The sequence below is a fragment of the Rathayibacter sp. AY1D5 genome, from assembly GCF_002932515.1.
Lineage (GTDB): Bacteria > Actinomycetota > Actinomycetes > Actinomycetales > Microbacteriaceae > Rathayibacter.
The window spans coordinates 37,528-63,559 of the sequence record NZ_PSVU01000013.1; the positions used below are offsets into that span (position 1 = coordinate 37,528).

A 26,032-nucleotide genomic window follows, 5' to 3' on the forward strand; every position below is an offset into this window, starting at 1 on the left:
CAGACGACTCCTCATCACGGTGCGACTCCCGCCAGGGCGGGCTTGAACCCCGCTCGCACGTTCTCGCAGCAGCCGGGGCGGCAGACGTCGTACCAGGGGCCGAGCGCCGTCATCGAGAGCCGGTCCTCCGTCGGCACGCCGTTGACGCGCTCGAGGACCAGGTCGATCAGGCCGGAGACGTAGACCGGGTCCGTGCCGGGGGTCGCGACGCGGAGCGCGACGAGTCCGTGCTCCTCCGAGGTCTCGAGGGCCTCGTTGTCGAGGTCCCACATGACCTCCATGTGGTCGGACACGAAGCCGAGCGGGACGATCAGCAGCGCGCGGCGGCCGCGGGCCGGCAGCTCCGCGATGGCGTCGTTGATGTCCGGCTCGAGCCAGGGCTGGGTGGGCGGGCCGGAGCGCGACTGGTAGACCAGCTGCCAGGGCACGTCCTCGTCCGTGGCGGCGGCCATGACGACCTCGGCGACGGCGAGGTGCTGCGCCTCGTAGGCACCGCCCGGTCCGAACTCGTGCACGTCGACGACGGTGCCGTCGTCGTGGCGCTCGTGAGGTCCGCTGCGCTCGGCGTCGGCCATGGGGATCGAGTGCGTCGAGAACAGCACCTCCACCTCGGACGTGACATCGAGGTCGGGCATCCGCTCGCGCAGCTCGTCGAGCCCGTCGTGGACGGCCTTGACGAACGGCATGACGAAGCCGGGGTGGTCGAAGAACTGGCGCACCTTGTCGATCCGCAGCTCGCCCTCGAGGCCGGTCGCGTCGAGCGCCGCCGCGTAGTCCTCGCGGTACTGCCTGCAGGACGAGAAGGAGGAGTACGCGCTGGTGGCGATGGCGAGCAGGTTGGTGAACCCGCGCTCCTTCGCCTCGGCGACGGCCTCGCTCATGTAGGGCGCCCAGTTGCGGTTGCCCCAGAGCACGGGGAGGTCGATGCCGCGGTTCGCGAGCTCGGCCTCGAGCGCCTTCTTCAGCGCACGGTTCTGCGCGTTGATCGGGCTGACGCCGCCGAAGTGGCGGTAGTGGTGGGCGACCTCCTCGAGGCGCTCCTCCGGGATGCCGCGGCCGCGGGTGACGTTGCGGAGGAACGGGATGACGTCGTCCTGACCCTCGGGCCCGCCGAAGCCGGCGAGGAGGATCGCGTCGTAGGCCACGGGGACCTCGACGTGCTCGGGGCCGGACGCCGCCGCGGGGGTGGCCCCGCGGACGAGGATCGGCTCGCTGGTCGTGTCGCTCATCGGAGCACCTCGGCGATCTGGTCGGCGTCGATGCGCCGTCCTGTGTAGAAGGGGACTTCCTCGCGCACGTGGCGGCGGGCCTCCGTGGCGCGCAGGTCGCGCATGAGGTCGACGAGGTTGACGAGCTCCTCGTCCTCGAGGGCGAGGATCCACTCGTAGTCGCCGAGCGAGAACGAGGCGACCGTGTTGGTCAGGACGGAGCGGAACCGCGAGCCCTGGCGCCCGTGCTGGGCGAGCATCGCGCGGCGCTCCTCCTCGGGGAGGATGTACCACTCGTAGGAGCGGACGAAGGGGTAGACCGTGAGCCAGCGGGCCGGCGCCTTCCCGCGCATGTAGGCGGGGAGGTGGTTCGAGCTGAACTCGGCGTCGCGGTGCACGCCCATCGCGTTCCACGTCGGCAGGAGGCCGACCAGCAGCTCCGTGCGCCGCAGCTCGCGGTAGGCCCGCTGCAGCTCCTCGGGCGCCGGGCCCGTGAGCCACAGCATGATGTCGGCGTCGGCGCGCAGGGCCGAGACGTCGTAGGTGCCGCGGACGGTCACGCCCTCGCCCTCGAGCTGGGCGACGAGATGCTCGTACTGCTTCACCGCGGGATCCACGGCGTCGCTGGAGAGGGTGAACGGACGTGCGGGATCCCTGCGGAGAACCGCCCAGAGCGTGTATCCCAGGGCCTGATCGGAGTGATCCTGATCGGCGGGGGGCTGCGGCGCCGGAGCGGCGGCGCTCGTGTCGGGGGCGGACTGAACGGGACCCGCCGTGCCGGCGGTCTGATCGGTCATTGATCCATCATCCCTCCGCTCGTGCCGATGCACAAAAGCGGCGGGGGCTCTGGCGCCGGAGGGCCCGGGACGCTAGCGCCCCGGGCCCTCCGGCACTCAGTCCTCGATGATCTGCTTCGCGACGCCCCAGACGACGAGGCCCACGGCGGCGGCGGCGCCGACCGCTCCGGCGATCAGCGCGGAGGGGTTCTGGCGGCGCACGACCTGGAGCTTGCGCTCGATCGCCCGCTGGGCGGTACGCACCTTGCGCGGCACGTTGACCTTGTACTCGATCGCGTCGAGGGTCGCGGCGAGCTCGGAGCGAGCGCGCTCGATGTCGGCCTTCAGCTGGCCGGGCTTCAGCTCCGCCGGGTCGACGAAGCGGGGCGTGGTGCTGCTGACGGATCGCTCAGTTGTCATAGCTGCCCACTCCCTTGAACGCCTGGACGTCCTTCTTGATGCTGTCGATCGAGTCCTGCGGCACCGGCGGCACGGCCTTCTTGATGGTGCGCACGCCCACTAGGGCGAGGATCACGGCCACCAGGAGGAAGAAGACCGTCACGATCAGCGCCGACAGCCAGGCCGGAAGCCAGGAGGCGATGCCGATGATCGCGAAGGCGACCAGCGTCGCCCACGCGGTCAGGAGGAGGAAGGCCGCGACCGCGAACAGGCCGACGGCCAGACCCGCGCTCTTCGCCTTGCCCGCCAGCTCGTTCTTCAGCGAGGCGACCTCGGCCTTGACGAGCTCGATCACGAGGCCGGGCAGGTCGCTGACCAGCTCTCCCAGCGATCGGGCGTTCTTGGGATTGCGTTCGTTCACCACGGGAGCTCCTCGAGGGTGGGACGTGCCGGCCGGCGCGCGCCTGGCACGGCCGGAGGGATGAGCACTAGGCCCTGCTGGTGGAGGTGGACGTCGTCGACCCGCCGGAGCCGGCCGACGCCGCGGCCTCGTCGACCTTCGAGGCCGCCTTGCGGGCGGCGGCCGACGCCTCCGCGTCGCTCGCTCCCTGGGCCTTCCTGCCGCCGGACACGGCCTTGATGACCACCGAGCGCACGACCTCGTACGCCTTGTCCGAGACGCTGCTCAGCTGGGTCTTCGCGGCACCGCCGACGGCGCCCGCGACGTCCTGCACCGGCTGGGTCCGCCAGAAGCGGCCTGCCGCCGAGGCGATCTGCTCGTACCGCTTGCGGCCGGCACGTGCTCCCAGCACGTACCCGGCTGCGGCTCCTGCCACGAAAAGAATCTTGCCCTTCACGCCTACTCCTCGTCCTGGGTCGCTCTCGCGATCGTCCACGCGGTCGGTGACCACTCGTGCCGGGGCACGCCGCACGCTCGCGCGGATGCCTGGGCCTAAGAGTAGCCGTCGGCGTCGCGGGCGTCGCTCGGCAGCCCGACTCCTTGACGCACCAGTCGGCGCCGGATAAGGGCGGCCGTCTCGGCGGCGTGCGGGAGCACCGAGGCGAGGCCCGTGCCCGCGATCCAGGTGCCGGTCACAGCGACTCCCTCGATCGGGAGGAGCGCCTCGCGGAACGCCTCCAGGTGCGCGCGGCGGCCCAGCGCCGCGGCGGGCCGGACGTTGGCCCAGCGCACCCGGGCGGAGTCGACGAGCGACGCCGGATCGAGGGCGAGTCCGAGCAGCGTCGAGGCGTCGAGCAGGGCGATCGCGGCCGCCTCGGCATCGGTGCGCCCCTCGAGCGGCGGGCGCTCGCCCGGGCGCCCGTAGGAGAGGCGCAGCACGTGGCGGCCGGGAGGGAGGGAGGCGGCCAGCCAGTCCCACTTCGCGGTCGCGTGCGTGATCGCCTTGGCCGTGACGTCGGTGGCGGTGGGCGCCACGAGCACACCGGAGCCGCGGGGGGCTGCGTCCAGGCGGGCGTCGTCGAGGACGAGGGTCACCAGCTCGACGGAGTCGTGGGGCGCCTCGTCGGCGCACTCCGCGACGGCGGGGGCGAGGCCGGCGAGCAGCGCCCGGGCGTCGCGCTCCGGGGTCGAGACGATCACCGCTCGGGCGCTCAGAGCGCCGTCGGCGAGGGTCAGGACGAAGTCCCCGTCGGAGCCCTCGAGCCGCTGCACGGAGGCGCCGGTGCGGATCTCGCCGGAGAGGTAGTCGATCCGCTGGACCAGCGCGGCGACCAGGCGGTGCATCCCGCCTTCGAGCCCGCGGACCGCGACTCCGGCCGGGAGGTTCGCGCGGAGGGCGGCCACGGCCCGGGCGAGGGAGCCCGCGCGGGTGAGCGCGCCGTTCAGTCCGGGTGCGGCCAGGTCGACGTCGATGTCGTCCGGCCGGCTCGAGTAGACGCCGGAGACGACCGGCGCGACCAGGTCCTCGAGCACGCGCTCGCCCATCCGGGTGCGCACCAGCTCGGCGAGGGAGTGCGCGCGGCCGATGCGCAGCACCGGCATCAGGGTGTCGAGCCAGGCGCGCCAGGCGCCGCGGCGGCCGATCGCCCGCACGACGTCGGGGGCGAGCGGCGTGCCGGGGATGCCGAGGATGCCGGCCCGGGGCGACGGCACGGAGCGGCCGCCCGAGAGGTGCAGCCACGAGCCGTGCGTCCGGGGCTCGACGATCGACTCGGCGAGCGGGACGCCGTCGAGGGTCAGCGCGGCGAGCGCCCGCTCGACGTGGCCGCCGCGGGTGGCGAAGCTCTCGGCGCCCGCGTCGAGCGCGGCTCCGGCCAGGGCGAGCGGAGAGACGGAGCCGCCGACCCGCTCCCCCGCCTCGAGCACCACGACGCGCAGGCCGATGCGCAGGCACTCCGCGGCGGCGGCGAGCCCCGCCACTCCGCCGCCGACGACCGCGACGTCGTACGACGCCGCGTCGCGGGGGCGCTCCTCGCTCACGGCCGCCAGGCGTGCACGAACGCGACGAGGCGCGTGAGCACGTCGGGGTCGGTCTCGGGCGGCACGCCGTGGCCGAGGTTGAGCACGTGCGCGGGGGCGCTCAGGCCCCGGCGGAGCACGTCGTCGACGTGGGACTCGAGGACCTCCCACGGCGCGGTCAGCAGCGCCGGGTCGACGTTGCCCTGCACCGGCACGAAGCCGCCGAGGCGGTGGTTGGCCTCGTCGAGCGGGATCCGGTAGTCGACGCCCACCACGTCGGCGCCGATGCCGTGCATCGCTCCGAGCAGCTCGCCGGTGCCGACGCCGAAGTGCACGATCGGGACGTTGCGGCGCGTCTCCCCGTGGTCGAACGCCAGGTCGCGCACGTGGACGAGGGCGCGCGCGGATGCGGGAGCGACGTGGGTCGTGTAGTCCGAGAGCGAGAGCGCCCCGGCCCAGGAGTCGAAGAGCTGCGCGGCGCTGGCCCCGGCGAGCACCTGCGCGCGGAGGAAGCGGCCGGTGACCTCGGCGGTCCACTCCATCAGCTGGGCCCAGGCGGCGGGGTCGGCGTGCATCATCGTCCGCGCGCGCAGGTGGTCCTTGGACGGGCCGCCCTCCACCAGGTAGGCGGCCAGGGTGAAGGGAGCGCCGGCGAAGCCGATGAGCGGGGTGTCGCCGAGGCCCGCGACGGTGCGGCGCACGCCCTCGCGGATGGGCTCGAGCGTCTCGTCGAGCACGGACGGGTCGATCGAGGCGAGCTCGGCGACGTCGGCGGCCGTGCGCACCGGCTTCTCGAGCACCGGACCGCGCCCGGGGACGATGTCGACGCCGACGCCCGCGAGCCGCAGCGGGATCACGATGTCGCTGAAGAAGATGGCCGCGTCCACTCCGTGGCGCCGCACCGGCTGCAGGGTGATCTCGCTCGCCAGCGCCGGGTCGAGGCAGGCGTCGAGCATCTTCGTGTCGGTGCGCAGGGCCCGGTACTCCGGGAGGCTGCGGCCGGCCTGGCGCATGAACCAGACGGGCGTCCTCTCGCCCCGCTCGGAGCGGTAGGCGCGCAGGAGCAGCGAGTCGGCCGTGCGGCCGGCGGAGAGGGGGTGCAGCGGATCGAGCAGGCCGTCGGTGGGGGAGGTCACCGCGGCATTATTCCAGGCGCATCCGTGCATTCCTCCCCAGTCCGGGACCCCGCCCCGCAGAGCGCGGGTAGACTGACGTGGTGCTTCTGTGTCTGACGGCGTCGCACAAGAACGCCAGCTTCGATCTCCTCGAGAAGCTCTCCGTCGACTCCTCCGCCGTGACCGCGGCCCTCTCCGAGGGGATCGACTTCGTCTCCGGAGCCGTCGTCGTCGCGACCTGCAACCGCTTCGAGGCCTACCTCGACATCGAGGAGCCGCTGACCGCCGCGCAGGCCGTCGCCGTCGAGGCCGCCACCGCCGCCGTCAGCGCCGCGACCGGCGTCGAGCAGGACGAGCTGCGCGGGAGCGTCGACGTCGTCTCGGGCGACCGGGTGGCCGAGCACCTCTTCGCCGTCTCCAGCGGGCTCGAGTCCGTCGTGGTCGGCGAGGGCGAGATCGCGGGCCAGGTCCGCCGCTCCCTCGAGGAGGCACGCCGCCTCGGCACCACCTCCTCCGAGCTCGAGCGCCTGTTCCAGCGCGCCTCGCAGACCTCGCGCGGCATCAAGAACCGCACCGGCCTCGGCAGCGCCGGCCGCTCGATCGTGCGCCTCGCGCTCGACCTGGCCGCGAGCCGCGTCACCGACTGGCGGGCCGCCCACGTCCTCCTCGTCGGCACCGGCAGCTACGCGCGGGCGACCGTCGCGGCCCTGCGCGACCGCGGAGTGGTGGACATCGCCGTGCACTCCCCCTCCGGCCGCGCCGAGGGCTTCGCCGCCCGACGCTCGCTCCGGCCCATCGCCGCCTCCGATCTCCCGCTCGAGGCGGTCTCGGCCGACATCGTCATCACCTGCACCACGACCCAGGAGCCGGTGCTCGATGCCGCCCTGCTCGCCGCCGGGCGCCTCCAGGGCTTCTCCCGCGAGCGCCAGCTCGTGATCGACCTGGGCCTGCCGCGCAACGTCGCCTCCGACGTCACCTCGGTCGCCGGCGTCGAGCTCCTCGACCTCGAGACGATCAGCCTGCACGCGCCTCTCGATGTGCTCGACGCGTCGCAGCAGGCGCGCGCGCTCGTCGACAAGGCGGCCCGGAAGTTCTCGGACGTCGCCGACGAGAAGAGCCTCACTCCGGCCGTCGTCGCCCTGCGCGCCCACGTGTTCGACGCGCTCGACGCCGAGATCGAGCGGGCCCGCTCGCGCGGCGACGAGGACGGCCGCACCGAGCAGGCGCTCCGCCACCTCGCCGGCGTCCTGCTGCACACCCCGAGCGTCCGCGCCCGCGACTACGCGCGCGCCGGAGCCCAGGAGGCGTACCTCACCGGGCTCGAGGCCCTCTTCGGCATCGAGGTCCCGGCCGAGCCCGCCGCCGCCGCGCGCCCCGACGCGGACGCCGCCACCGCGTGAGCCTCCGGCTCCCCTTCGACGCGGAGCCGCTGCGCTCCGCGCCGCTGCTCACCGAGCGCCTGCTCCTGCGTCCCCTCGGACCGGAGGACGCCGAGGACCACGCGGGCTACCAGGGCGACGCCGACGCCGTCCGGTTCCTCCGCTGGCCGGTGCGCACCCCCGAGGAGTCGCGGGCGCACCTGCAGCGCCGCCTCCCCTCGACACGGCTCGCCGCCGACGGCGACGTGGCCGTGCTGGCGATCGTCCCCCGGGAGGGCGTCCTCGCCGGGCGGATGATCGGCGACCTCACTCTCATCGCGACGTCCGTCGAGCAGGAGGCGGTCGAGGTCGGCTGGGTGCTGCACCCCGAGGCGCAGGGGCGCGGCTACGCGACCGAGGCCGCCCGGGCGCTGCTCGACCTCGCGTTCGACACCCTCGGCGCGCACCGCGTGATCGCGCAGCTCGACGCCCGGAACACCGCATCCGCCCGCCTCTGCGAGCGCCTCGGGATGCGCCTCGAGGCGCACCACCGCGAGGACGAGTTCTGCAAGGGCGAGTGGACCTCGACCCTCGTCTTCGCCCTGCTCGCCCGCGAGCGCTGACCGCAGGGCCGGCTGGTCCGCGCCCTCCGGGACGCCGCCGGCCCGTCCGGTCGGCGGCGTCCCGGGAGGAGCGTCAGGCCCCGCGGAGCCCGGTGAAGAGGTACGACTCGAGCTGCTCGAGCGGGATGCGCTCCTGCTTCATCGTGTCGCGGTCGCGGACGGTCACGGCGTCGTCCTCGAGCGAGTCGAAGTCGACGGTCACGCAGTACGGGGTGCCGATCTCGTCCTGGCGGCGGTAGCGGCGGCCGATCGCTCCGGAGTCGTCGAAGTCGACGTTCCAGAGCTGGCGCAGCTGGTCGGCGACGCGGCGCGCGAGCGGCGAGAGGGCCTCGTTGCGCGAGAGCGGCAGCACGGCCACCTTCACCGGCGCCAGGCGCGGGTCGAGGTGCAGCACGGTCCGCGTCTCGACCTTGCCCTTGGCGTTCGGCGGCAGCTCCTGCTCCTCGTAGGCGTCGACGAGGAACGCCATGAGCGCGCGGGTGAGGCCGAACGACGGCTCGATCACGAACGGCACGTAGCGCTCGTTCTTGTTCTGGTCGAAGAACGAGAGGTCCTTGCCCGAGTGCTCGATGTGCGTCTTGAGGTCGTAGTCGGTGCGGTTCGCGACTCCCATCAGCTCGCCCCACTCGCCCGAGGCGAAGCTGAAGCGGTACTCGATGTCGACGGTGCGCTTGGAGTAGTGGGAGAGCTTGTCCTTCGGGTGCTCGTACTGCCGGATGTTCTCGGGGTTCATCCCGAGCCCGACGAACCAGTCCCAGGCGAGCTGCATCCAGGTCTCCTGCCACTCCTCGTCCGTGCCGGGCTCGACGAAGAACTCGAGCTCCATCTGCTCGAACTCGCGGGTGCGGAAGATGAAGTTGCCGGGGGTGATCTCGTTGCGGAACGCCTTGCCGATCTGGCCGATGCCGAAGGGCGGCTTGCGACGGGCGCTCTGCAGCACGTTCGCGAAGTTGGTGAAGATGCCCTGGGCGGTCTCGGGACGCAGGTAGTGCAGCCCCGACTCGTCGTCGACGACGCCGAGGTAGGTCTTCATCAGGCCCGAGAACTGCTTGATCTCGGTCCACTGGCCGACCTTGTCGGGGTGCTCCGGGTCCGGGATGTCGGCGAGGCCGTTCACGGGCGGGTGGCCGTTGACCTCCTCGTACTTCTCGAAGAGGTGGTCGGCGCGGTAGCGCTTGTGGGTGATCAGCGACTCGGTCAGCGGGTCCGAGAAGACGCCGACGTGTCCCGAGGCGTGCCAGATCGCCGTGGGCAGGATGACCGCGGAGTCCAGGCCGACGACGTCGCCCCGGCCCTGCACGAAGGTCTTCCACCACTGGCGCTTGATGTTCTCCTTGAACTCCACGCCGAGCGGCCCGTAGTCCCACGCGGAGCGGGTGCCCCCGTAGATCTCACCCGAGGGGAAGACGAATCCCCTGTGCTGCGCGAGGGTGATGACTTTGTCGAGGGTGGTGGGTTCTGCCACGGGTTGCTCCTCAGCTGTTCGGGCGCACGGGGCCCCGGCGCGCGCCGGCTGCGCGCGTCCTTCTGGTGTGCCCCCATGGTAGCCGCGGGGGCGCCGCGACGGTCCGCCCGCGGCGGGCATGATGAGCGGATGAGCACCCTCCCGCCGATCGTCGTGTCCGCCGTCGCCGTCCTCCGCGACCGGCGCGTCCTGATGGTCACGGCGCGGGGCCGCGACGTCCTCTACCTCCCCGGCGGCAAGGTCGACGAGGGCGAGAGCGGGATCGAGGCGGCGGCCCGCGAGGCCCGCGAGGAGCTCGGCGCCGTCGCGCTCGGCCTCGAGCCCCTGTTCACCGTCCGCACCCAGGCGCACGGCGAGCCGGAGGGGCGGGAGGTCCACATGAGCGTCTTCGCCGCCGAGCTCGACCGGGAGGCGCGCCCGAGCGGCGAGATCGACTCGCTGCACTGGGTCGACGGCTCCGATGCGGGCCGCTGCCCGCCCGCCGGGGTCGAGACCCTCCGGCTGCTGCGCGCTCTCGATCTCGTCGACTGACCCGCCGGCGCCGGGCCGACCGCGGGGCGGCTAGCCTCGTGGCGTGGAGACGAGACGGCGTGCACGGGACCGGTCGAGCGCGGAGGAGCCGGACCGGCTCGAGCCGGTCCGGCTGGAGGCGGCCGTGCCCATCCTGCGGATCTTCTCGGTCGCCAAGGCGGGCGAGTTCTACGTCGACTACCTCGGCTTCGAGGTGGACTGGGAGCACCGCGCCGCGCTCGACGCCCCCCTCTACCTGCAGGTGTCGCGCTCGGGGCTCCGCCTGCACCTCAGCGAGCACCACCGCGACGGCAGTCCCGGCGCCGCGGTGCACGTCGCCCTCCGCGGTGTCCGCGAACTGCACGCCGAGCTCGACGCGAAGGCGTACCCCTACCTCAACCCGCGGATCACCCGCACGCCGTTCGGCTTCGCGCTCGACGTGATCGATCCGTTCGGCAACCAGCTGCGCTTCGCGGAGCCGGCCCCGGTGCCGCGCCTGCCCTGATCGGTGCGCGTGCGGGTCCTTGTACAACCTGAGCGCCGACTGATCAACCGTTCACCGGCCGTCCATGCACTTCGGAGTCCCATCCTTTAGCGTGGCTCCGATGGCTTCACGGGGGACGATCGAGCGGCCGGACACGGCCCGGGCAACGGGACGGCAGCGCCGACCGCGGCTCCGCTTCATGGAGGCCGCACCGCTGGCGACGGGCCTGCTGGGCTCGATCGCGATCCTCCTCGGCTCGCTCGGCGTGGGCTACCTGCCCGCCGGCTCGCCCATCCGCGACTGGCCTCTCGTCGCCTCGATCCGCGCCACGGGCTGGCTCACCGAGTCCAGCGGCGCCCTCGTCGTGGGCGGCGGGATGCTGCTGCTGATCGCGTGGCTCCGCCTGCGCACGGTCGCTCTCGCGGCGGGCCCCGGCTCCGTCCGCACCATCGTGGTGGCGGCCCTCGCCTGGACCGCTCCGCTCCTCGTGACGGTGCCGCTGTTCAGCCACGACATGTTCTCCTACGTGGCGCAGGGTCGCCTGATGACCCAGGGCATCGACCCCTACACCCACGGCGTCGCGACGCTCCCGGGCTGGTTCGACCTCGGCGTCGACCCGCTCTGGGCCGACACACCCACGCCCTACGGGCCCCTCTACCTCCTGATCGAGCGCACCGCCGTGCAGTTCGCGGGCTACGGCGCACCGGAGCTCTCGATCGCGATGCTCCGCGCCGTGTCGGTCGCGGGCGTGGGCGTCATGGCCGTCTACGCGCTCCGCCTGGCGCGCCTGCGCGGCCTCTCGGTCCCGCTCACCGCCTGGACGATCGTCGCCAACCCGCTGACCCTCGTGCTCTTCGTCGTCGCCGGCCACAACGACTCCGTGATGCTGGCGCTCATCCTCGCGTCGCTCTACTACGCCCAGACCGACCGGCGCATCGCCGCCGTCGTGCTGATGGCCGGAGCGATCGCGATCAAGCCGATCGCCGTGATCGCGCTCCCCGTGCTCGCGCTCCTGTGGCTGCGCCACGACGCGACGTGGCGTGAGCGCACCCGCGGCTGGCTCTGGACGGGCGCCGGAGCGCTCGGCCTCGTGGTCGCCGTCGGGCTGCTCGCGGGCGTCGGGGTCGGCTGGGTCGCGGCGATGGTCGTGCCCGGCTCGATTCTGCACTGGTACGCGCCGATGTCGTTCGTCACGGTCTCGGTCTCCCGCGCCGTCGAGTTCACCGGTCACGACCCCGCCGCGGCGATCGCCGTGGTCAAGATCCTCGCGCTCGGGCTCGCCGGCCTGATCGCTGCGCGCCTCATGCTGTCGCGGCGCTCCATCGATCCGCTCGCCCGCCTGTCCGGTGCGCTGCTCGCGTTCGTGACGGCGTCGACCGCCATCCACCCCTGGTACGCCCTCTGGATCCTGCCGATCGCCGCGCTCGCGCGCCCGTGGAGCCGCTCCCACGTGCACCTGGCGGTCTACGCGTCGATCTTCCTCATGTGCGTCACGCTCGCCGAGCCGATCGACGGCGGAGGCGGCACGATAGACCAGATCCCGGCGCGGGTCGCGACGATCGCCGCGATCGCCGTGGTCGGGATGTACGTCCTCCTCGGCTACACGGACGAGGAACGGGTCGAGGGCCTGCCCCTCGTGCGCGCGCTGCCGTTCGGCTCCGTGATCCTCGCCCGCCTCAGTGGCGGCCGCCTGGTCGACGCCCGGATGGCCGCGACGCGCCTGCGCGACTAGCCGGAGCCGCGGCTCAGGAGTCGGACTCGTCGCTCCGACGGCGAGTGCGGCGGTCGAGCGCGGCCTGCGCCGTCTCGGCGGCCGAGTCCGGGGAGCCGACCGGCCCGGTGGGACCGGCGAGGGTGCTCGAGAGCGACGACAGCCAGCCGGAGTCGTCGCGGCCGGCGTTCAGCGCATCCGAGAAGAGGGGGAGGTCGCTGCGGGCGGCGTGGATCGCGTAGGACTCGCGGGAGAACCCGTTGTCGGGGACGACGGGCGTCCTGCGGGACGCGCGCGTGGCGTCCGGGGCCTGCTCCTGTCGCGAGGCGTCCGACGCCTGCTCCTGGGCGGCCTGCTCCCGGCGGGCGTCGCGCTCGTCGCGCGGGGTGCTGCTGTCGTGGTCCACGGCGGTCCTCCTGCTCTCCGCCCCGAGCGGAGGGACGGGCGCCGCGATGACGGGGCGGCGCCCGGTCAGGCTACCCCTCGTTCAGGGCGTGGCGTCGTCGTCGGCCTCTGATCGTGGCGCGGGGCGCCAGACGACCAGCTCGGTCCGGCGCTGCGCGCGCGTGCCGTGGCGCAGAGTGACCACGTCCCCCTCGAGTCCGGCGGCGAACACGCGGCGGCCCGGCCGGTTCAGGAGCTCATCGGCGAGCGCCGACTCCAGCTCGCGCACCCGCTGCGAGAGCGACTGCACCTGGTTCTCGAGCTGCAGGATGCGCGCGATGCCCTCGAGAGAGACGCCCTCGGAGGAGAGCCGGGCGACCTCGCGCAGCTGCACCACGTCGCGCATCGAGTAGCGGCGCGACTTGCCCGCGGTGCGGGTCGGGCTCACGAGCCCGAGCCGGTCGTACTGCCGCAGGGTCTGCGGGTGCATCCCCGCCAGCTCGGCGGCGACGGCGATCGCGAAGACGGGCGTGTTCTCGTCCATGTCTCCTCCTCCGACCGGTCGCGCCGATCCGGTGCTAGTAGCGGGCCTTCTCCAGGATGTCCTCGCGCGGGTCCTCGTCCGGCTCGGCGGCGGCGTAGGCCTCGAGGGCCTCACGGGCGGCGGCGGACAGGTGGCTCGGGACGGCGACCTGCAGGACGGCGAGCAGGTCGCCCGTGCCCTTGGGGGTCGTGACGCCGCGGCCCTTGACGCGCAGGACGCGGCCGCTCGGGGTGCCTGCGGCGACCCGGAGCTTGACGGGCTCGCCGCCGAGGGTCGGCACCTCGATCGTCGCGCCGAAGACGGCCTCGACGAAGGTCACGGGGACCGTCACGCGCAGGTTCAGCCCGTCGCGCTCGAACACCGGATGCTTGCGGACCGAGACGGTGAGCACCAGGTCGCCGGGATCGCCGCCGTCCGGGCTGGGGCGGCCCTTGCCGCGGACGCGGATCTTCTGGTCGTCGGCCACGCCGGCCGGGATGCGCACCGAGAGGGTGCGCCCGTCGCCGGTCTGCAGCTGGACGGTGTCACCCCGGGTCGCGGTGCGGAAGTCGATGGTGGTGCTGGCGGTGACGTCGGCGCCCTTCTGCGGGCCGCCGAAGCCGCGGTAGCCGCCGCTGGGCTGGCCGAAGCGGCTGCCTCCGCCGCCGAACATGCCGCCGAGGATGTCCTCGAAGCCGGGCGGCGGGCCCTGCTGGGTGCTGTAGGAGGTGCGCCCGCCCTGGCCGAACATGCCGCCGAAGACGTCGTCGAACCCTCCGGGCTGGCCTCCCGCGGTGAAGCGCGCTCCGCCGCCCATGGCGCGGATCTGGTCGTACTCCTTGCGCTGCTCAGCGTCCGAGAGCACGGTGTACGCCTCGCTGATCTCCTTGAAGCGCGCCTCGGCCTTCGCGTCCCCCGGGTTGGAGTCGGGGTGGAACTGGCGGGCGAGCTTGCGGTAGGTCTTCTTCAGGTCCGCGGCGGAGACGTCCTTGGACACGCCGAGGACCTTGTAGAAGTCCTTGTCGAACCAATCCTGGCTGGCCATGTGCCTCTTCCTGTGTCGAATGCGGCGAGGGACCCCGCCCCGGTCCGGCAGCGTGCTGCCGAGCGGGGCGGGGTCCTCCGCGGTGGTGGTGCCGGTGGCGGGGTCAGTCGGCGGGGACTGCCACGACCACCTTGGCGGCCCGCAGCAGCGAGCCTCCGAGGTAGTAGCCCGCCTCGACGACGTCCGCGACCGTGGAGGTCTCGGCGCCGGGGGTGGGCTGCTGGAAGATCGCCTCGTGGATGTTCGGGTCGAACAGGTCGCCCACGGCGCCGGTCTTCACCAGGCCGAGCTTCTCCACTCCGCCGCGAAGCTTCTGCGCGATGGCCGTGAAGGGCCCGCCCTCGGCGAGGTCGCCGTGCTTCTCGGCGCGGTCGAGGTCGTCGAGCACGGGCAGGATGACCTTCACCGCGTCGCCGATCGCGCGCTCCTTGTCGACCTGGCGGTTGGCCTCGGTTCGCTTGCGGTAGTTCGCGTACTCGGCGGTCACCCGCTGGAGGTCGGCGAGGTGCTCGGCCGCGAGCGTCTCGGCGCTGGACTGTCCCGAGAGGAACGAGAGGTCGGCGTCCGAGAGGCTGGTCTCGACGTCGGGCCCCTCGGCCTCGATGAGGCCCTCCTGGTCCTGGGCGTCCTGCGCCGCCTCGGCTCCCGCCTCGCCGCCGGTGGCCGGCTGCTCCTCGGGGAGGTCCTGGGGCTCGTTCTCGGCTGCCATGGCTACTTCGTGTCCTTCGGCTCGTCCTCGTCGATGACCTCGGCGTCGACGATGTCCTCGTCGTCCTTCTTGTCACCGTCGGCCGGAGCGTCCGCGGGGGCGCTCTGCGCGGCCTGGTCCTGGGAGTAGATCGCCTGGCCGATCTTGGTCTGCGAGGCGTTGAGGGCGTCGAACGCGGTCTTGACGGCCGCGTCGTCGTCGCCGGCGAGCGCGGTCTTCAGCGCGTCGACGTCTCCCTGCACCTCGGACTTGACGTCCTCGGGCAGCTTGTCCTCGTTGTCCTTGATCAGCTTGTCGATCGAGTACGCCAGGGTCTCGGCGTTGTTGCGGATCTCGGCGGCCTCGCGGCGGGCCTTGTCCTCGGCGGCGTGCTCCTCGGCCTCGCGGACCATGCGGTCGATGTCGTCCTTGGGCAGCGACGAGCCGCCCGTGATCGTCATCGACTGCTCCTTGCCGGTGCCCTTGTCCTTCGCGGACACGTGGACGATGCCGTTGGCGTCGATGTCGAAGGTGACCTCGACCTGCGGGATGCCGCGCGGGGCCGGCGCGATGCCGGTCAGCTCGAACGTGCCCAGGTTCTTGTTGTCGCGGGTGAACTCGCGCTCGCCCTGGAAGACCTGGATCGCGACGGACGGCTGGTTGTCGTCGGCCGTGGTGAAGGTCTCGGACCTCTTGGTCGGGATCGCGGTGTTGCGCTCGATGAGCTTCGTCATGATCCCGCCCTTGGTCTCGATGCCCAGCGAGAGCGGGGTCACGTCGATCAGGAGGACGTCCTTGCGCTCGCCCTTGAGGACGCCGGCCTGCAGCGCGGCGCCGACGGCGACGACCTCGTCCGGGTTGACGCCCTTGTTGGGCTCCTTGCCCCCGGTGAGCTTCTTGACGAGCTCGGCGACGGCCGGCATGCGGGTCGAGCCGCCGACGAGGACCACGTGAGCGATGTCCTCGACCTTGACGCCCGCCTCGGCGATGACGTCGGTGAAGGGCTTGCGGGTGCGCTCGATCAGGTCGCTGGTGAGCTCCTCGAACTTGGCGCGGGTGAGCGTCTCGTCGAGGTTCGCCGGACCGTTCTCGGTGAGCGAGAGGTAGGGCAGCTGGATGCTGGTCGAGGTGCTCGAGGAGAGCTCCTTCTTCGCCTGCTCCGCGGCCTCCTTGAGGCGCTGGCGAGCGATCTTGTCCTTCGAGACGTCGACGCCGGTCGAGTCCTTGAAGCGCTTGACCAGGTGGTCGACGACGCGCTGGTCCCAGTCGTCGCCGCCGAGGCGGTTGTCGCCCGAGGTCGCGCGGACCTGGATGGTCGAGAAGTCGTCGTCCTTGCCCACCTCGAGGAGGGAGACGTCGAACGTTCCGCCGCCGAGGTCGAAGACGAGGATGAGCTCGTCCTCCTTGCCCTTGTCGAGGCCGTAGGCCAGCGCGGCCGCGGTGGGCTCGTTGATGATGCGCAGGACGTTGAGGCCGGCGATCTCGCCGGCGTCCTTGGTCGCCTGGCGCTCGGCGTCGTTGAAGTAGGCCGGGACGGTGATGACCGCGTCGGTCACCTTGTCGCCCAGGTACTGCTCCGCGTCGCGCTTGAGCTTGCCCAGGATGCGGGCCGAGATCTCCTGCGGGGTGTACTTCTTGTCCTCCACGCCGAAGGTCCAGTCGGTGCCCATGTGGCGCTTGACCGACGCGATGGTGCGGTCGACGTTGGTGACGGCCTGGCGCTTCGCGGTCTCGCCGACGAGCACCTCCCCGTCCTTGGTGAACGCCACGACGGACGGCGTGGTGCGGAAGCCCTCGGCGTTGGCGATGACGGTGGGCTCGCCTCCCTCGAGGACGGCCACGACAGAGTTGGTGGTTCCCAGGTCGATGCCTACGGCACGGGACATATGCGTTGTTCTCCTTCGCGATCGGCGTCGCGCGGGCGGCTGCCGGTCAGTTGACGGGTGGTGCGGAATCCTCTGCGGGAGTTGAGCCCCGCACGCTCAAGTTTACGCATCCGTCGTCTCGCGTCAAGTCCGGAGGCGAGAAGTTGAGTCGCATCGGCTCAACTCTCAGACTCGCGGGTCCCGCCGCTTCCGGCCGTTCACCTCCTCCCCCTACGGTGGGCCCATGACGACGCGCACCGGCCGCTGGCCCGTCCTCGCCTGGGGCCTGTGGGACTGGGGCGGATCGGCCTTCAACGCGGTGGTGACCACCTTCGTCTTCACCGTCTACCTGACCACCGACGGGCTCTTCGGCACCTCGAGCGGAGTCTCGGCCGCGCTCGGCTGGTCCCTCGCCGCCGCCGGCGTGGTCGTCGCCGTCATCGCGCCGATCACCGGCCGCCGGGCCGACCTCGGCGGGCGCCGCCGCCTCTGGCTGGGGATCCACTCCGCCGTCGTCGTCCTCTGCATCCTGCTGATGTTCCTCGTGCGCCCCGACCCGGCCGTCCTCTGGCTGGGACTCGGACTGCTCGCGGTCGGCACGGTCTTCTTCGAGTTCGCGAGCGTCAACTACAACGCGATGCTCCTCCAGGTCTCGACCCGGGCGACCATCGGCCGCGTCTCCGGCTTCGGCTGGGGCATGGGCTACGTGGGCGGGATCGTCCTGCTGCTGATCGTGTACTTCGGCTTCATCTCGCCCGAGGTCGGGCTCTTCGGAGTGACGGGGGACGACGGCCTCGACGTGCGCGTCTCGATCCTGGTCGCCGGCGTGTGGTTCGCCGTCTTCGCCCTCCCTGTGCTGGTCGCGGTGCCGGAGACGCCGGCGCGCGCGAGCCGGGCGGAGCGCGTCGGCGTGATCGCCTCCTACCGCGCGCTCTTCGCGCAGGTCGCCGCCCTCTGGCGCGAGAGCCGCAGCACCGTGGCCTTCCTCATCGCCAGCGCGGTGTTCCGCGACGGGCTCACCGGGGTCTTCACCTTCGGCGGCGTGCTGGCGCAGGGCACCTTCGGCTTCGACGCCGGCGAGGTGATCCTGTTCGCCATCGCCGCGAACGTCGTGGCCGGAGTGGCGACCATCTCGGTCGGCGCGCTCGACGACCGCATCGGCCCCAAGGCCGTGATCGTCGCCTCGCTCATCGGCCTGGTCGTCTGCGGCACCGCCGTCTTCGTCCTGCACGACGGGGGGAGCACGGTGTTCTGGATCTTCGGCCTGCTGCTGTGCCTATTCGTCGGCCCGGCGCAGTCGGCGAGCCGCAGCTACCTGGCCCGCCTCATCCCGGAGGGACGCGAGGGCGAGATCTTCGGCCTCTACGCGACCACCGGGCGGGCGGCCTCGTTCCTCGCGCCCGCCGCCTTCGCGGCCGCCGTCTCGATCGCCGCGGCCGTCTCGGGCAGCGGCGAGGCGAACGTGCAGTACTGGGGCATCCTCGGGCTCGTCCTCGTCCTCGCCGTGGGGCTGGTGCTGCTCCTGCCGGTGCGCCGCCCGCCGGCGACCGCCCCCGTCGTGCCGGAGCCGCGGCTCGCGCCGCCCGCCCGCCGGGACTGACGGGGCCCGGCCCGCGGAGACGCTGGCGAGGCCCCTCCCCGCGCGCCATGGCCGAGGATCAGACCGTGGCGATCCAGAACACGATCAGCAGGAGCGTGACGAGGAAGCCGGTCAGGAAGTTCAGCGCGAGGAAGCGCTTCCAGCCCGCGTTCGCCCGCTCCGCCTCGGCGTCCTCGAGCGACCGGTACGGCCAGATGCTCACCGCGTACGGCACCGCGAGGATCGCCGCGAGGGTCCCCGGCCAGGGCAGCAGGAGCAGGAGCAGGCCGCTCGCGACGTAGGCGGCGATGGCGAAGCGCGTGGTCGCCTTCGCTCCGATCACGGTCGCGATCGAGCCGATGCCGCCCGCCCGGTCGGCCAGGATGTCCTGCACCGCGCCGAAGGCGTGGCTCGCGATCCCCCAGAGGAAGAACGCCACGAGCAGCGCCACGAGAGGTCCGGTGACCACGGTGCCCGCGAGGGCGATCCCGTAGACGGCCGGGCTGACGAAGTGGGTCGCCGAGGTCAGCGAGTCGACGAACGGGCGCTCCTTGAAGCGGAGCTCCGGCGCACTGTAGGCGATCACCGCGAAGACGCTGATCGCGAGGACCAGCCACGAGACCGGGGATCCGAGCAGCACGAGCGCCACCAGGAACGGCACGTTCGTGGCCACCGCCGCGATCAGCGTCGCGCGGTGCTCGCTCCGGTCGAGCACGGCGCCCTCGACGCCGCCCTTGCGGGGGTTCCGCAGGTCGGACTCGTAGTCGAAGACGTCGTTGATCCCGTACATCGCGAGGTTGTAGGGGATGAGGAAGTAGATCGTGCCGAGCACGAAGGCGAGGTCGATCTCGCGGGTGGTCAGCAGGTACGCCGCCGCGAACGGGTAGGCGGTGTTGACCCAGCTCAGCGGGCGGCTCGAGACGAACAGCGCGCGCAGCCGGTTCACGGCTCGCTCCGACGACGCGAGGGCAGGAGCTTCCAGAGCGCCGGGAGGGCGAGGGCCGCGGCGATCGCGTAGGCGAAGTCCTCGATCGGAGCGACACCGATCCGGATGCCCGAGATCAGGTCGTCGTCGTAGGCGACCAGCAGGCCCACTCCGATCATGATGTTGTCGAACACGGCGGTCATCACCAGCAGCACGGCGAGGGTGCCGAGGACGGCGGGCAGGCGCAGGACGCGTCGGCGCAGCGCGAGCAGCAGCAGCACCAGCACCACCGCGAGGAACACGGCGTTGAGGAGGAGGTAGGTCACGCGCGCGCCTCCGCTCGCCGGGAGACGCGCTGCGAGAGGAAGCCGTGCACATCCATCGTCAGGTAGCAGAGCAGGGTGAGGAAGAGGACCTCCTCGACCGGGAGCTCCGGCGCGATCTGCAGGCCGGTCATGTAGGAGGTCTCACCGCGGAAGAAGACGCCCAGGCCGATCCCCACGAGGTCCCAGACCAGGAAGAACGCGACTCCCGCGGGCAGCACGATCGCCGCGCGTCGCGCGTCCGCCCAGAAGAACAGCCGGAAGCGGCGGTCGAGCACGATCATCCCGGTGATCGAGACGAGGAGCGCGAGCAGGTAGAGGATCCCCACGCCTACTCCCCCACGGCGACGGGCGCGACCGGAGCCGACGGCGCCTCCCGCACGGGCAGCGGCTCGGTCGACACGTCGCCGCGCACGCGCTTGAGCATGACCTCGGCGCTGATGATGCACATCGGCAGGCCGATGCCGGGGATCGTGGAGCTGCCGGCGAAGAGCAGTCCGTCGACGTGCCTGCTGACGTTCCCGGCGCGGAAGAAGGCGCTCTGCGAGAGGACGTGGGCCGGTCCGAGCATCGAGCCGCGCCAGGCGCCGAGGTCGCTCTCGAAGTCGGCCGGGCCGATGGTGCGGCGGACGACGATCCGCTCGGCCAGGTCGGTCGCGCCGGTCCAGGAGGCGATCTGCGCGATGGCCTGGTCGGCGATGGCCTCGACGCGCGCGTCGCCCGCGCCGTCGACTCCGCCGTGGCCGATCGAGGTGTCGGCCGGGATCGGCACGAGCACGAACAGGTTCTCGTGCCCCTCCGGAGCCGTGCTCGCGTCGGTCGCGCTCGGGCGGCAGACGTAGATCGACGCGGGATCGGGGACGGTCGGGTGCTCGCCGAAGATCTTGTCGAAATTGTCGCGCCAGTCCTTCGTGAAGAGCAGGGTGTGGTGCTCGAGCTCGGGCAGCTCCCCGCGCACGCCCAGGAGGACGAGGACGGCGCTCGGGCCGGGCTCGCGCTTCTCCCAGTAGGCGGGCGGGTAGGTCCGCAGCTCCTCGGGGAGGAGCGACTGCTCGGTGGTGAAGAGGTCGGAGGCGTTGATGACCAGGTCGGCGGGGATCCGCTCCGTGCCGTCGGGGCCCATGAACTCGACTCCGACGACCTCGGCGCCGCGGCGTCCGCCGCGGGGCGAGCGGGCGGTGAGGATCCGCGTCGCGGGCGAGGACGTGCGGACGGTGACGCCGGCCTCCTCGGCGACGTCGGCGACCGCCTCGATCAGCTTCGTGAATCCGCCCATCGGGTAGAGCACGCCGTCGGCGAGGTCGAGATGGCTCATCAGGTGGTACATGCTCGGCGCGGCGAACGGCGAGGAGCCGAGGAAGACGGCCGGGTAGCCGAGGATCTGGCGCAGCCGGTTGTCGGTGACCGCCGTCGCCGCGAACGTGTCGAGCGGCGTGAGCAGCAGGCGGCCGAGTCTCCCGGTCCGGCTGAGCACGTCGCGGCGCAGCAGCGGGAGGAAGGAGGAGAAGCTCGTGTAGAGGAAGCGGCGCTTGGCCATCTCGTAGGTGTCGCGCGCGGAGTCGAGGTACGCGCGCATCCGCTCGCCCGCTCCGGACTCGATGCTCTCGAAGAGCGCGAGGTTCGACTCGAGGTCGGCGAGCACGTCGATCGGCTCGTCGACGCCCTCGCTGTAGACCCGGTAGCCGGGGTCGAGCGTGACGAGGTCGAGGCGCTCCTCGGCGCTGGTGCCCATCAGGCGGAAGAAGTGGTCGAACACCTCGGGCATCAGGTACCAGGAGGGACCGGTGTCGAAGCGGAAGCCCTCGTGCTCCCACGAGCCGGCGCGGCCGCCGACGGCCTCGCGCGCCTCCAGGAGGGTCACGTCGTAGCCGTCGCGCGCGAGCAGCGCGGCGGAGGCGAGTCCGCCGATCCCGCCGCCGATGACGACGGCGCGGTGCGGGCCGGTCCTCGAGCGGGTCGCGCGGACGGGGCCGGGGCCCAAGCGCGGGCCCAGCGTCGACACGGCCGCCTTCGCCGCGAGCGCCGCCTTGGCGGCCGTGGGCACGCTGACGCGGGCGCGGAGGAGCTCCTCGGCGGGCGTCGCGCGGATCCGGTCGGCCAGGGCGGCGAAGAGGGAGTGGGCGAGCAGGACCGCGCGCCGGCTCGAGCGCGGGAGCTCGGGCACGATGGCGGCGGCCTCAGCGAGGTCGTCGTCGAGGTCGGCGAGCAGCGAGGCCTTGTCGCGCTCGGAGAACGCCCGCGGGTCGACTCCGGGGAAGTAGCTGCGGCCGAGGCCGTCGACGTCGGCGGCGAGATCGCGGAGGAAGTTGACCTTCTGGAACGCGGCCCCCAGGCGGCGCGCTCCGGCCACGAGCCGCTCGCGGGCGGCCTCGGAGACGAGCCCCGCGTCCGGCGCCGCGAGGAACACGTGCAGGCACATCAGCCCGACGACCTCGGCGGAGCCGTAGACGTAGGCCTCGAAGGACTCGGGGGTGTGCTCGGTCTCGCGGAGGTCGGCGCGCATCGACGCGAAGAACGGCCGGGTGAGCTCGGTGCCGAATCCGGTCGCCCGCGCGGTCCGAGCGAAGGCGTGGATCACGAGGTTGGAGCTGTAGCCGGAGGCGAGCGCGCGCTCGGTCTCGGCCTCGAAGGCGTCGAGGGACTCCTCCACCGCGGCCCGATCGAGACGGGCCTCCTCGGCGACGCCGTCGACGATCTCGTCGGCGACGCGCACGAGGGCGTAGACGTCCTCCACCCGCTCGCGGACGCCCGGGGAGAGCAGGCGCGTGGCCAGCCCGAAGGAGGTGGAGTAGCGGCGGATCACCTGCGCGGACGACTCGTGCGCGACGCGGTCGTACAGTTCGCTCTGGCGGCTCATCGTGCCACCGTACGGGGGCACGGCCGGGCGGAGCGCATCGTCGCACGCATCCGCGCGTGGCGGACAGCGCTCATCGGGTGCGCCCGACCACGCTGGCCACGAGCGGGCGGACCTCGTTGCGGAAGGCCTCCGACACCGCGGGCGTCTCCAGCGCCGCCCAGGCGCGGTCTGCGAACTGGTTCGCGAGCCCCTCGGCGTAGCTGCGGGCGCCGCACTCCTCGAGGATGCCGCGCACCTTCTCCGCGGTCTCGGGCGCGAGGTGCTCGTCGCCGATCAGCGCCTCGATGTCGGGCCAGCAGTCCGTGCCGGCCGCGTGGGCGATGAGGACGGTGCGCTTGCCCTCGCGGAGGTCGCCCAGCGTGGTCTTGCCGGTCTGCCCCTCCGAGCCGAAGACCCCGAGCAGGTCGTCGACGATCTGGTAGGCGATGCCGATCCAGCGGCCGAACTCGCCGAGGGCGTCCACCGCGGCGTCCGAGGCCCCGGCGAGGATCGCTCCGGCCTGCAGCGGCGCCTCGAACGAGTAGACGGCCGTCTTGAGGCGCTCCATCTCGAGCACCTCGTCGACCGAGGGCATGCCCGGCATGAGGGAGAAGTCCACATCGGCCAGCTCACCCGCGGCGGAGGCGAAGACGGCCTCGTCGAGCAGGGTGAGCAGGCGGGCCCGCACGCCGTCGGAGGCGCCGACGCCCTCGACGAGGCGGTGGGCGCCGGTGAGGGCGAGGTCCCCGGCGATCACGGCCACCGAGGTGCCCCGGTGCTCGGCGATCGGGATGGAGAGCCCCGCGGTCGTCGCCTCGTCGCGGTAGCTGCCCGAGACGTTCGGGCCGCCGCGGCGCACGAAGTCGCGGTCGATCACGTCGTCGTGCACGATCAGCGCGGTGTGCAGCAGCTCGAACGCCGCGCCGAGATGGGCGGCGGCCTCCGGATCCTGGCCGCCGTGGGCCTCGTACGCCGAGATCACCATCAGCGGGCGGAAGCGCTTGCCGCCGCGGGTGTTGGCCTCCAGCGTCTGCCAGAGGGTCAGGTAGCGGGGTCCGAGACGCACCGCCCGGGACCTCGCCAACGAGAAGAACCTGTCCAGGACGGCATCGACGTGCTCCTGCCTCAACCGGGACAGAACCACGGGGTCGCGCGTATCCACGTGGGAAGGCTAACAAAGGGGAGAACCAGGACGATAAGCCGGCTGATGTGTTGCGGCGTGCTTGACTTGCGGGTATGACTTCGCCAGCCGCCACTGTGCAGACGGACCAGATCGAGCAGGTGGTCCTCCTCGACGAGGCCGGGAACGCCGTGGGGGTCGCCGACAAGGCGACCGTGCACGACACGGCCACCCCCCTGCACCTCGCGTTCTCCTGCCACGTCTTCTCCCCGGACGGCGCGCTGCTGGTGACCCGCCGCGCGCTCGAGAAGCGCACCTGGCCGGGCGTCTGGACCAACTCCTTCTGCGGGCACCCCGCCCCGGGCGAGCGGATCGAGGACGCCGTCGTCCGCCGGGCCGAGCGGGAGCTCGGCGCCCGACTGGCCACTCTGGAGGTCGCCCTGCCGGACTTCCGCTACCGCGCGGTCGACGCGTCCGGCGTCGTCGAGAACGAGATCTGCCCCGTCTACACGGCGACGCTGTCGACCCGCGACGCCCTCGATCCGCGCCTCGACGAGGTCATGGACTACGAGTGGGTCGACGCCGAGGCGACGCTCGCCGCCGTCCGCTCGACCCCCTGGGCGTTCTCCCCCTGGCTCGTGCTGCAGCTCCCCCGCCTGCTGGGCTGACGCCCGCGCCCTGATCCCTGCGCCGGCGTCAGTCGGTGTAGACGTCCGTGCGGTGGAAGCCGAGCGCCGAGCGCGACGCGGTCGGACCGCGCTGGCCCTGGTACCGCGAGCTGTACTCCGCCGAGCCGTAGGGCTTCTCGGCGGGCGAGCTGAGGCGGAAGAAGCACATCTGGCCGATCTTCATCCCCGGCCAGAGCGTGATGGGGAGCGTCGCGACGTTGCTGAGCTCAAGGGTGACGTGGCCGGTGAAGCCCGGATCGATGAACCCGGCGGTCGAGTGGGTCAGCAGCCCGAGCCGTCCGAGCGAGCTCTTGCCCTCGAGGCGCGCCGCGACGTCGTCCGGCAGCGACACCTCCTCGTAGGTCGAGCCGAGCACGAACTCTCCCGGGTGGAGGATGAACGGCTCGCCCTGCGGCGTCTCGACCAGGCGGGTCAGCTCGGGCTGGTCCTCGGCCGGATCGATGTACGGGTAGCGGTGGTTGTCGAACAGCCGGAAGAAGCGGTCGAGGCGCACATCGACGGACGACGGCTGCAGCATCGACGGATCGTGCGGGGCGAGCCCCACGCGGCCGGAGGCGAGTTCGAGCGAGATGTCGCGGTCGGAGAGGAGCACGCTGCGATCCTAGGGCGTGGCGCGACCCGGGGGCATGGGCCGGCTCCGGGCCTTGCTACGATGTCCTTGTGCGCTCGAGCGGCGCCGCGCGAGTGTAGTTCAATGGTAGAACTTCTGCTTCCCAAGCAGATGGCGCGGGTTCGATTCCCGTCACTCGCTCTCCTCTCCCCTCGTCTGCGGCCGGTCCTCCGGCCCGATGCGAGCGGCTCCTCCTCCGGCGCTGCAGCGGCGTCCGGCAGCCCCGCGGTATCCGTCAGCCCAGCAGCGGCAGCCGCCCGACGATCCTGTCGATCCGGTTCCTCGGCCCCACCAGGCTGACCGCGAGGTACTGCAGCTCGTCGGAGCCGCTCGCCGCCACCGCCTCCCGGTACTCGTCGTACACCCGGGTGGCCTGCGCGGACGCGGGCATGTCGGCGACGAACGTCCCGTCGTGCGCCTCGGCCTTCGCGCGGATCGCGAGCAGGGTCGCCGCGTCGGCGGCGAGGACCGTGCAGCCGGCCCACGGCAGACCGGGATGCAGCGATCCGGACGCGTCGGCGGAGCTCGGTCCGAGCAGTCCCGCGACGTGCGCGGCCGTCGCGGCGCCCACGCAGATCGCGGCGTTCACGGCGCGGCCGGCGGGGAGGGACTCGTCGACGACGACCACCCACTTGAGGCGGGCCGAGCGGGTGGGCGCGGCGGTGTCGATCTCGTCGGGGTGGAAGCAGACGGCGTCGGGGGCGGGGATGGTCATGCTGCTCCTCGGTTCGTGCGCAGTGACGTCACGAAGAGTAGGCAGGAGGGCTCCCCTTCGGCAGGATCTCCGTATGAACGACCAGCAGAACGGCCCAGGAGCGGCACTCGACGAACTCGACGTCCGGATCCTGCAGGTCCTGCAGTCGGATGCACGGATCACGAACCGGGACCTCGCAGCCGCCGTGCACGTCTCGCCCACCACCGCCCTCGACCGCACGAGGAGCCTCCGGCGACGCGGCGTCATCACCGGCGCGACGCTCACTCTCGACTTCGCGGCCCTCGGGCGCGGCGTGCAGGCGCTGATCGCGGTCCGCATCCGTCCGCCGTCGCGCGAGATCATCGAGGCCTTCCGCGACTGGGTCGCCGGCCTCGACGAGACGGTCGGCGTGTTCGTCACCTCCGGCTCGGAGGACTTCATCATCCACGTCGCCGTTCGCGACAACCAGGACCTCTACGCCTTCGTCATCGACGAGCTGACGCAGCGCCGCGAGGTCGCCGACGTGCGCACCTCGGTCGTCTACGAGCACCTGCGCGAGCAGGTCGTCCTGCCGCTGGAGCCGCACGGCCGCGCGGAGCGGTGAGGCGCCCGCGCGGCGTTTCGACGCGACACGCCGGGCGGATCCGCGGCAGCGCGCGGGATCGCGGGACGCAGAGGGCAGG

Annotated in this window: 28 protein-coding genes and 1 tRNA gene; 9 read left to right on the forward strand and 20 right to left on the reverse strand. The window is 72.4% G+C overall.

The window, feature by feature from the left end; translation table 11 throughout:
- Positions 1 to 14 precede the first annotated feature (14 nt).
- The 7 genes from C5C82_RS05870 to hemE all read right to left on the reverse strand — a co-directional run bounded on the left by C5C82_RS05870 (position 15) and on the right by hemE (position 5,968).
- Positions 15 to 1,229, reverse strand: coding sequence for a ferrochelatase (locus C5C82_RS05870; RefSeq protein WP_104354766.1), 1,215 nt, complete (start codon positions 1,227 to 1,229; stop codon positions 15 to 17).
- Positions 1,226 to 2,005 carry a hydrogen peroxide-dependent heme synthase gene (hemQ, locus tag C5C82_RS05875; protein ID WP_104233087.1) on the reverse strand — a complete coding sequence of 260 codons (780 nt, stop codon included), beginning with the start codon at positions 2,003 to 2,005 and terminating at the stop codon, positions 1,226 to 1,228. Before hemQ ends, C5C82_RS05870 begins: the two co-directional genes overlap by 4 nt.
- Before the next feature lie 96 nt (positions 2,006 to 2,101).
- Positions 2,102 to 2,404, reverse strand: a complete 303-nt coding sequence (locus C5C82_RS05880) for a DUF3618 domain-containing protein (RefSeq protein WP_104354767.1) — start codon at positions 2,402 to 2,404, stop codon at positions 2,102 to 2,104.
- Positions 2,394 to 2,804 (reverse strand): phage holin family protein, encoded by a 411-nt coding sequence (locus C5C82_RS05885; protein ID WP_244229489.1) that lies wholly within the window; start codon positions 2,802 to 2,804, stop codon positions 2,394 to 2,396. The genes C5C82_RS05880 and C5C82_RS05885 overlap by 11 nt, the downstream gene beginning before the upstream one ends.
- Positions 2,805 to 2,871: 67 nt before the next feature.
- A complete protein-coding gene (locus tag C5C82_RS05890; RefSeq protein ID WP_146083616.1) occupies positions 2,872 to 3,219 on the reverse strand; it encodes a hypothetical protein in 348 nt (115 codons plus the stop codon).
- Between the two features lie 116 nt (positions 3,220 to 3,335).
- A complete protein-coding gene (locus C5C82_RS05895; RefSeq protein WP_258065104.1) occupies positions 3,336 to 4,823 on the reverse strand; it encodes an NAD(P)/FAD-dependent oxidoreductase in 1,488 nt (495 codons plus the stop codon).
- Positions 4,820 to 5,968, reverse strand: a complete 1,149-nt coding sequence (gene hemE / locus C5C82_RS05900; protein ID WP_104222882.1) for a uroporphyrinogen decarboxylase — start codon at positions 5,966 to 5,968, stop codon at positions 4,820 to 4,822. The genes C5C82_RS05895 and hemE overlap by 4 nt, the downstream gene beginning before the upstream one ends.
- 50 nt (positions 5,969 to 6,018) lie before the next feature.
- On the opposite strand from hemE, the gene C5C82_RS05905 reads away from it, so the two are divergent.
- Complete coding sequence (locus C5C82_RS05905; protein ID WP_104317002.1) at positions 6,019 to 7,317, forward strand: glutamyl-tRNA reductase; 1,299 nt, start codon at positions 6,019 to 6,021, stop codon at positions 7,315 to 7,317.
- Positions 7,314 to 7,898: a GNAT family N-acetyltransferase gene (locus C5C82_RS05910; RefSeq protein WP_258065976.1), complete on the forward strand. Its 585-nt coding sequence runs from the start codon at positions 7,314 to 7,316 to the stop codon at positions 7,896 to 7,898. Before C5C82_RS05905 ends, C5C82_RS05910 begins: the two co-directional genes overlap by 4 nt.
- A 73-nt stretch (positions 7,899 to 7,971) precedes the next feature.
- On the opposite strand, the gene C5C82_RS05915 is transcribed toward C5C82_RS05910, so the two are convergent.
- The gene (locus tag C5C82_RS05915; protein ID WP_104226140.1) at positions 7,972 to 9,363 is read right to left on the reverse strand and encodes a glycine--tRNA ligase; all 1,392 of its coding nucleotides are present in this window, start codon (positions 9,361 to 9,363) and stop codon (positions 7,972 to 7,974) included.
- Between the two features lie 129 nt (positions 9,364 to 9,492).
- Here C5C82_RS05915 and C5C82_RS05920 point away from each other — a divergent pair, with 129 nt between their 5' ends.
- From C5C82_RS05920 to mptB, 3 genes are all read left to right on the forward strand, one after another.
- Positions 9,493 to 9,894 carry an NUDIX domain-containing protein gene (locus C5C82_RS05920; protein WP_104292211.1) on the forward strand — a complete coding sequence of 134 codons (402 nt, stop codon included), beginning with the start codon at positions 9,493 to 9,495 and terminating at the stop codon, positions 9,892 to 9,894.
- A 43-nt stretch (positions 9,895 to 9,937) separates the two neighbouring features.
- Positions 9,938 to 10,378: a glyoxalase superfamily protein gene (locus C5C82_RS05925; protein WP_208543318.1), complete on the forward strand. Its 441-nt coding sequence runs from the start codon at positions 9,938 to 9,940 to the stop codon at positions 10,376 to 10,378.
- Positions 10,379 to 10,478: 100 nt separating this feature from the next.
- Entirely contained in the window at positions 10,479 to 12,089 is a 1,611-nt protein-coding gene (gene mptB / locus C5C82_RS05930; protein WP_146085957.1) for a polyprenol phosphomannose-dependent alpha 1,6 mannosyltransferase MptB, read from the forward strand.
- Positions 12,090 to 12,102: 13 nt separating this feature from the next.
- Here the strand turns inward: mptB and C5C82_RS05935 are convergent, their stop codons facing one another.
- From C5C82_RS05935 to dnaK, 5 genes are all read right to left on the reverse strand, one after another.
- A complete protein-coding gene (locus tag C5C82_RS05935; protein ID WP_104316993.1) occupies positions 12,103 to 12,474 on the reverse strand; it encodes a hypothetical protein in 372 nt (123 codons plus the stop codon).
- An 81-nt stretch (positions 12,475 to 12,555) separates the two neighbouring features.
- Positions 12,556 to 12,996 carry a heat shock protein transcriptional repressor HspR gene (locus C5C82_RS05940; RefSeq protein ID WP_104222887.1) on the reverse strand — a complete coding sequence of 147 codons (441 nt, stop codon included), beginning with the start codon at positions 12,994 to 12,996 and terminating at the stop codon, positions 12,556 to 12,558.
- Positions 12,997 to 13,030: 34 nt separating this feature from the next.
- Complete coding sequence (locus C5C82_RS05945) at positions 13,031 to 14,020, reverse strand: DnaJ C-terminal domain-containing protein (protein ID WP_104222888.1); 990 nt, start codon at positions 14,018 to 14,020, stop codon at positions 13,031 to 13,033.
- A gap of 103 nt (positions 14,021 to 14,123) precedes the next feature.
- Entirely contained in the window at positions 14,124 to 14,729 is a 606-nt protein-coding gene (locus C5C82_RS05950; protein WP_104222889.1) for a nucleotide exchange factor GrpE, read from the reverse strand.
- A 2-nt stretch (positions 14,730 to 14,731) separates the two neighbouring features.
- Positions 14,732 to 16,594, reverse strand: a complete 1,863-nt coding sequence (dnaK, locus tag C5C82_RS05955) for a molecular chaperone DnaK (protein ID WP_104222890.1) — start codon at positions 16,592 to 16,594, stop codon at positions 14,732 to 14,734.
- A gap of 223 nt (positions 16,595 to 16,817) precedes the next feature.
- Between dnaK and C5C82_RS05960 the strand changes: the two genes are divergently transcribed.
- Positions 16,818 to 18,173 (forward strand): MFS transporter, encoded by a 1,356-nt coding sequence (locus C5C82_RS05960; protein ID WP_104354769.1) that lies wholly within the window; start codon positions 16,818 to 16,820, stop codon positions 18,171 to 18,173.
- 58 nt (positions 18,174 to 18,231) lie between these two features.
- On the opposite strand, the gene C5C82_RS05965 is transcribed toward C5C82_RS05960, so the two are convergent.
- From C5C82_RS05965 to C5C82_RS05980, 5 genes are all read right to left on the reverse strand, one after another.
- Entirely contained in the window at positions 18,232 to 19,098 is an 867-nt protein-coding gene (locus C5C82_RS05965) for a prenyltransferase (protein ID WP_181134403.1), read from the reverse strand.
- Positions 19,095 to 19,403 (reverse strand): lycopene cyclase domain-containing protein, encoded by a 309-nt coding sequence (locus tag C5C82_RS17465; RefSeq protein ID WP_181134404.1) that lies wholly within the window; start codon positions 19,401 to 19,403, stop codon positions 19,095 to 19,097. The genes C5C82_RS05965 and C5C82_RS17465 overlap by 4 nt, the downstream gene beginning before the upstream one ends.
- Entirely contained in the window at positions 19,400 to 19,729 is a 330-nt protein-coding gene (locus C5C82_RS05970) for a lycopene cyclase domain-containing protein (protein ID WP_104267176.1), read from the reverse strand. The genes C5C82_RS17465 and C5C82_RS05970 overlap by 4 nt, the downstream gene beginning before the upstream one ends.
- Positions 19,730 to 19,731: 2 nt before the next feature.
- Positions 19,732 to 22,257, reverse strand: coding sequence for a phytoene desaturase family protein (crtI, locus tag C5C82_RS05975; RefSeq protein WP_104354782.1), 2,526 nt, complete (start codon positions 22,255 to 22,257; stop codon positions 19,732 to 19,734).
- A gap of 70 nt (positions 22,258 to 22,327) precedes the next feature.
- Positions 22,328 to 23,302: a polyprenyl synthetase family protein gene (locus C5C82_RS05980; protein ID WP_244229492.1), complete on the reverse strand. Its 975-nt coding sequence runs from the start codon at positions 23,300 to 23,302 to the stop codon at positions 22,328 to 22,330.
- A 170-nt stretch (positions 23,303 to 23,472) separates the two neighbouring features.
- Between C5C82_RS05980 and idi the strand changes: the two genes are divergently transcribed.
- Positions 23,473 to 24,024, forward strand: coding sequence for an isopentenyl-diphosphate Delta-isomerase (gene idi / locus C5C82_RS05985; RefSeq protein WP_104354771.1), 552 nt, complete (start codon positions 23,473 to 23,475; stop codon positions 24,022 to 24,024).
- A gap of 28 nt (positions 24,025 to 24,052) precedes the next feature.
- Here idi and dcd read toward each other — a convergent pair whose 3' ends face one another.
- The gene (dcd, locus tag C5C82_RS05990) at positions 24,053 to 24,637 is read right to left on the reverse strand and encodes a dCTP deaminase (protein ID WP_104354772.1); all 585 of its coding nucleotides are present in this window, start codon (positions 24,635 to 24,637) and stop codon (positions 24,053 to 24,055) included.
- Positions 24,638 to 24,725: 88 nt separating this feature from the next.
- Between dcd and C5C82_RS05995 the strand changes: the two genes are divergently transcribed.
- Positions 24,726 to 24,796 (forward strand) — tRNA-Gly (locus tag C5C82_RS05995).
- A 94-nt stretch (positions 24,797 to 24,890) separates the two neighbouring features.
- Here the strand turns inward: C5C82_RS05995 and C5C82_RS06000 are convergent.
- Positions 24,891 to 25,370 carry a DUF2000 domain-containing protein gene (locus C5C82_RS06000; protein WP_104354773.1) on the reverse strand — a complete coding sequence of 160 codons (480 nt, stop codon included), beginning with the start codon at positions 25,368 to 25,370 and terminating at the stop codon, positions 24,891 to 24,893.
- Between the two features lie 73 nt (positions 25,371 to 25,443).
- Here C5C82_RS06000 and C5C82_RS06005 point away from each other — a divergent pair, with 73 nt between their 5' ends.
- A complete protein-coding gene (locus C5C82_RS06005) occupies positions 25,444 to 25,953 on the forward strand; it encodes an Lrp/AsnC family transcriptional regulator (RefSeq protein WP_104255349.1) in 510 nt (169 codons plus the stop codon).
- Positions 25,954 to 26,032 lie beyond the last annotated feature (79 nt).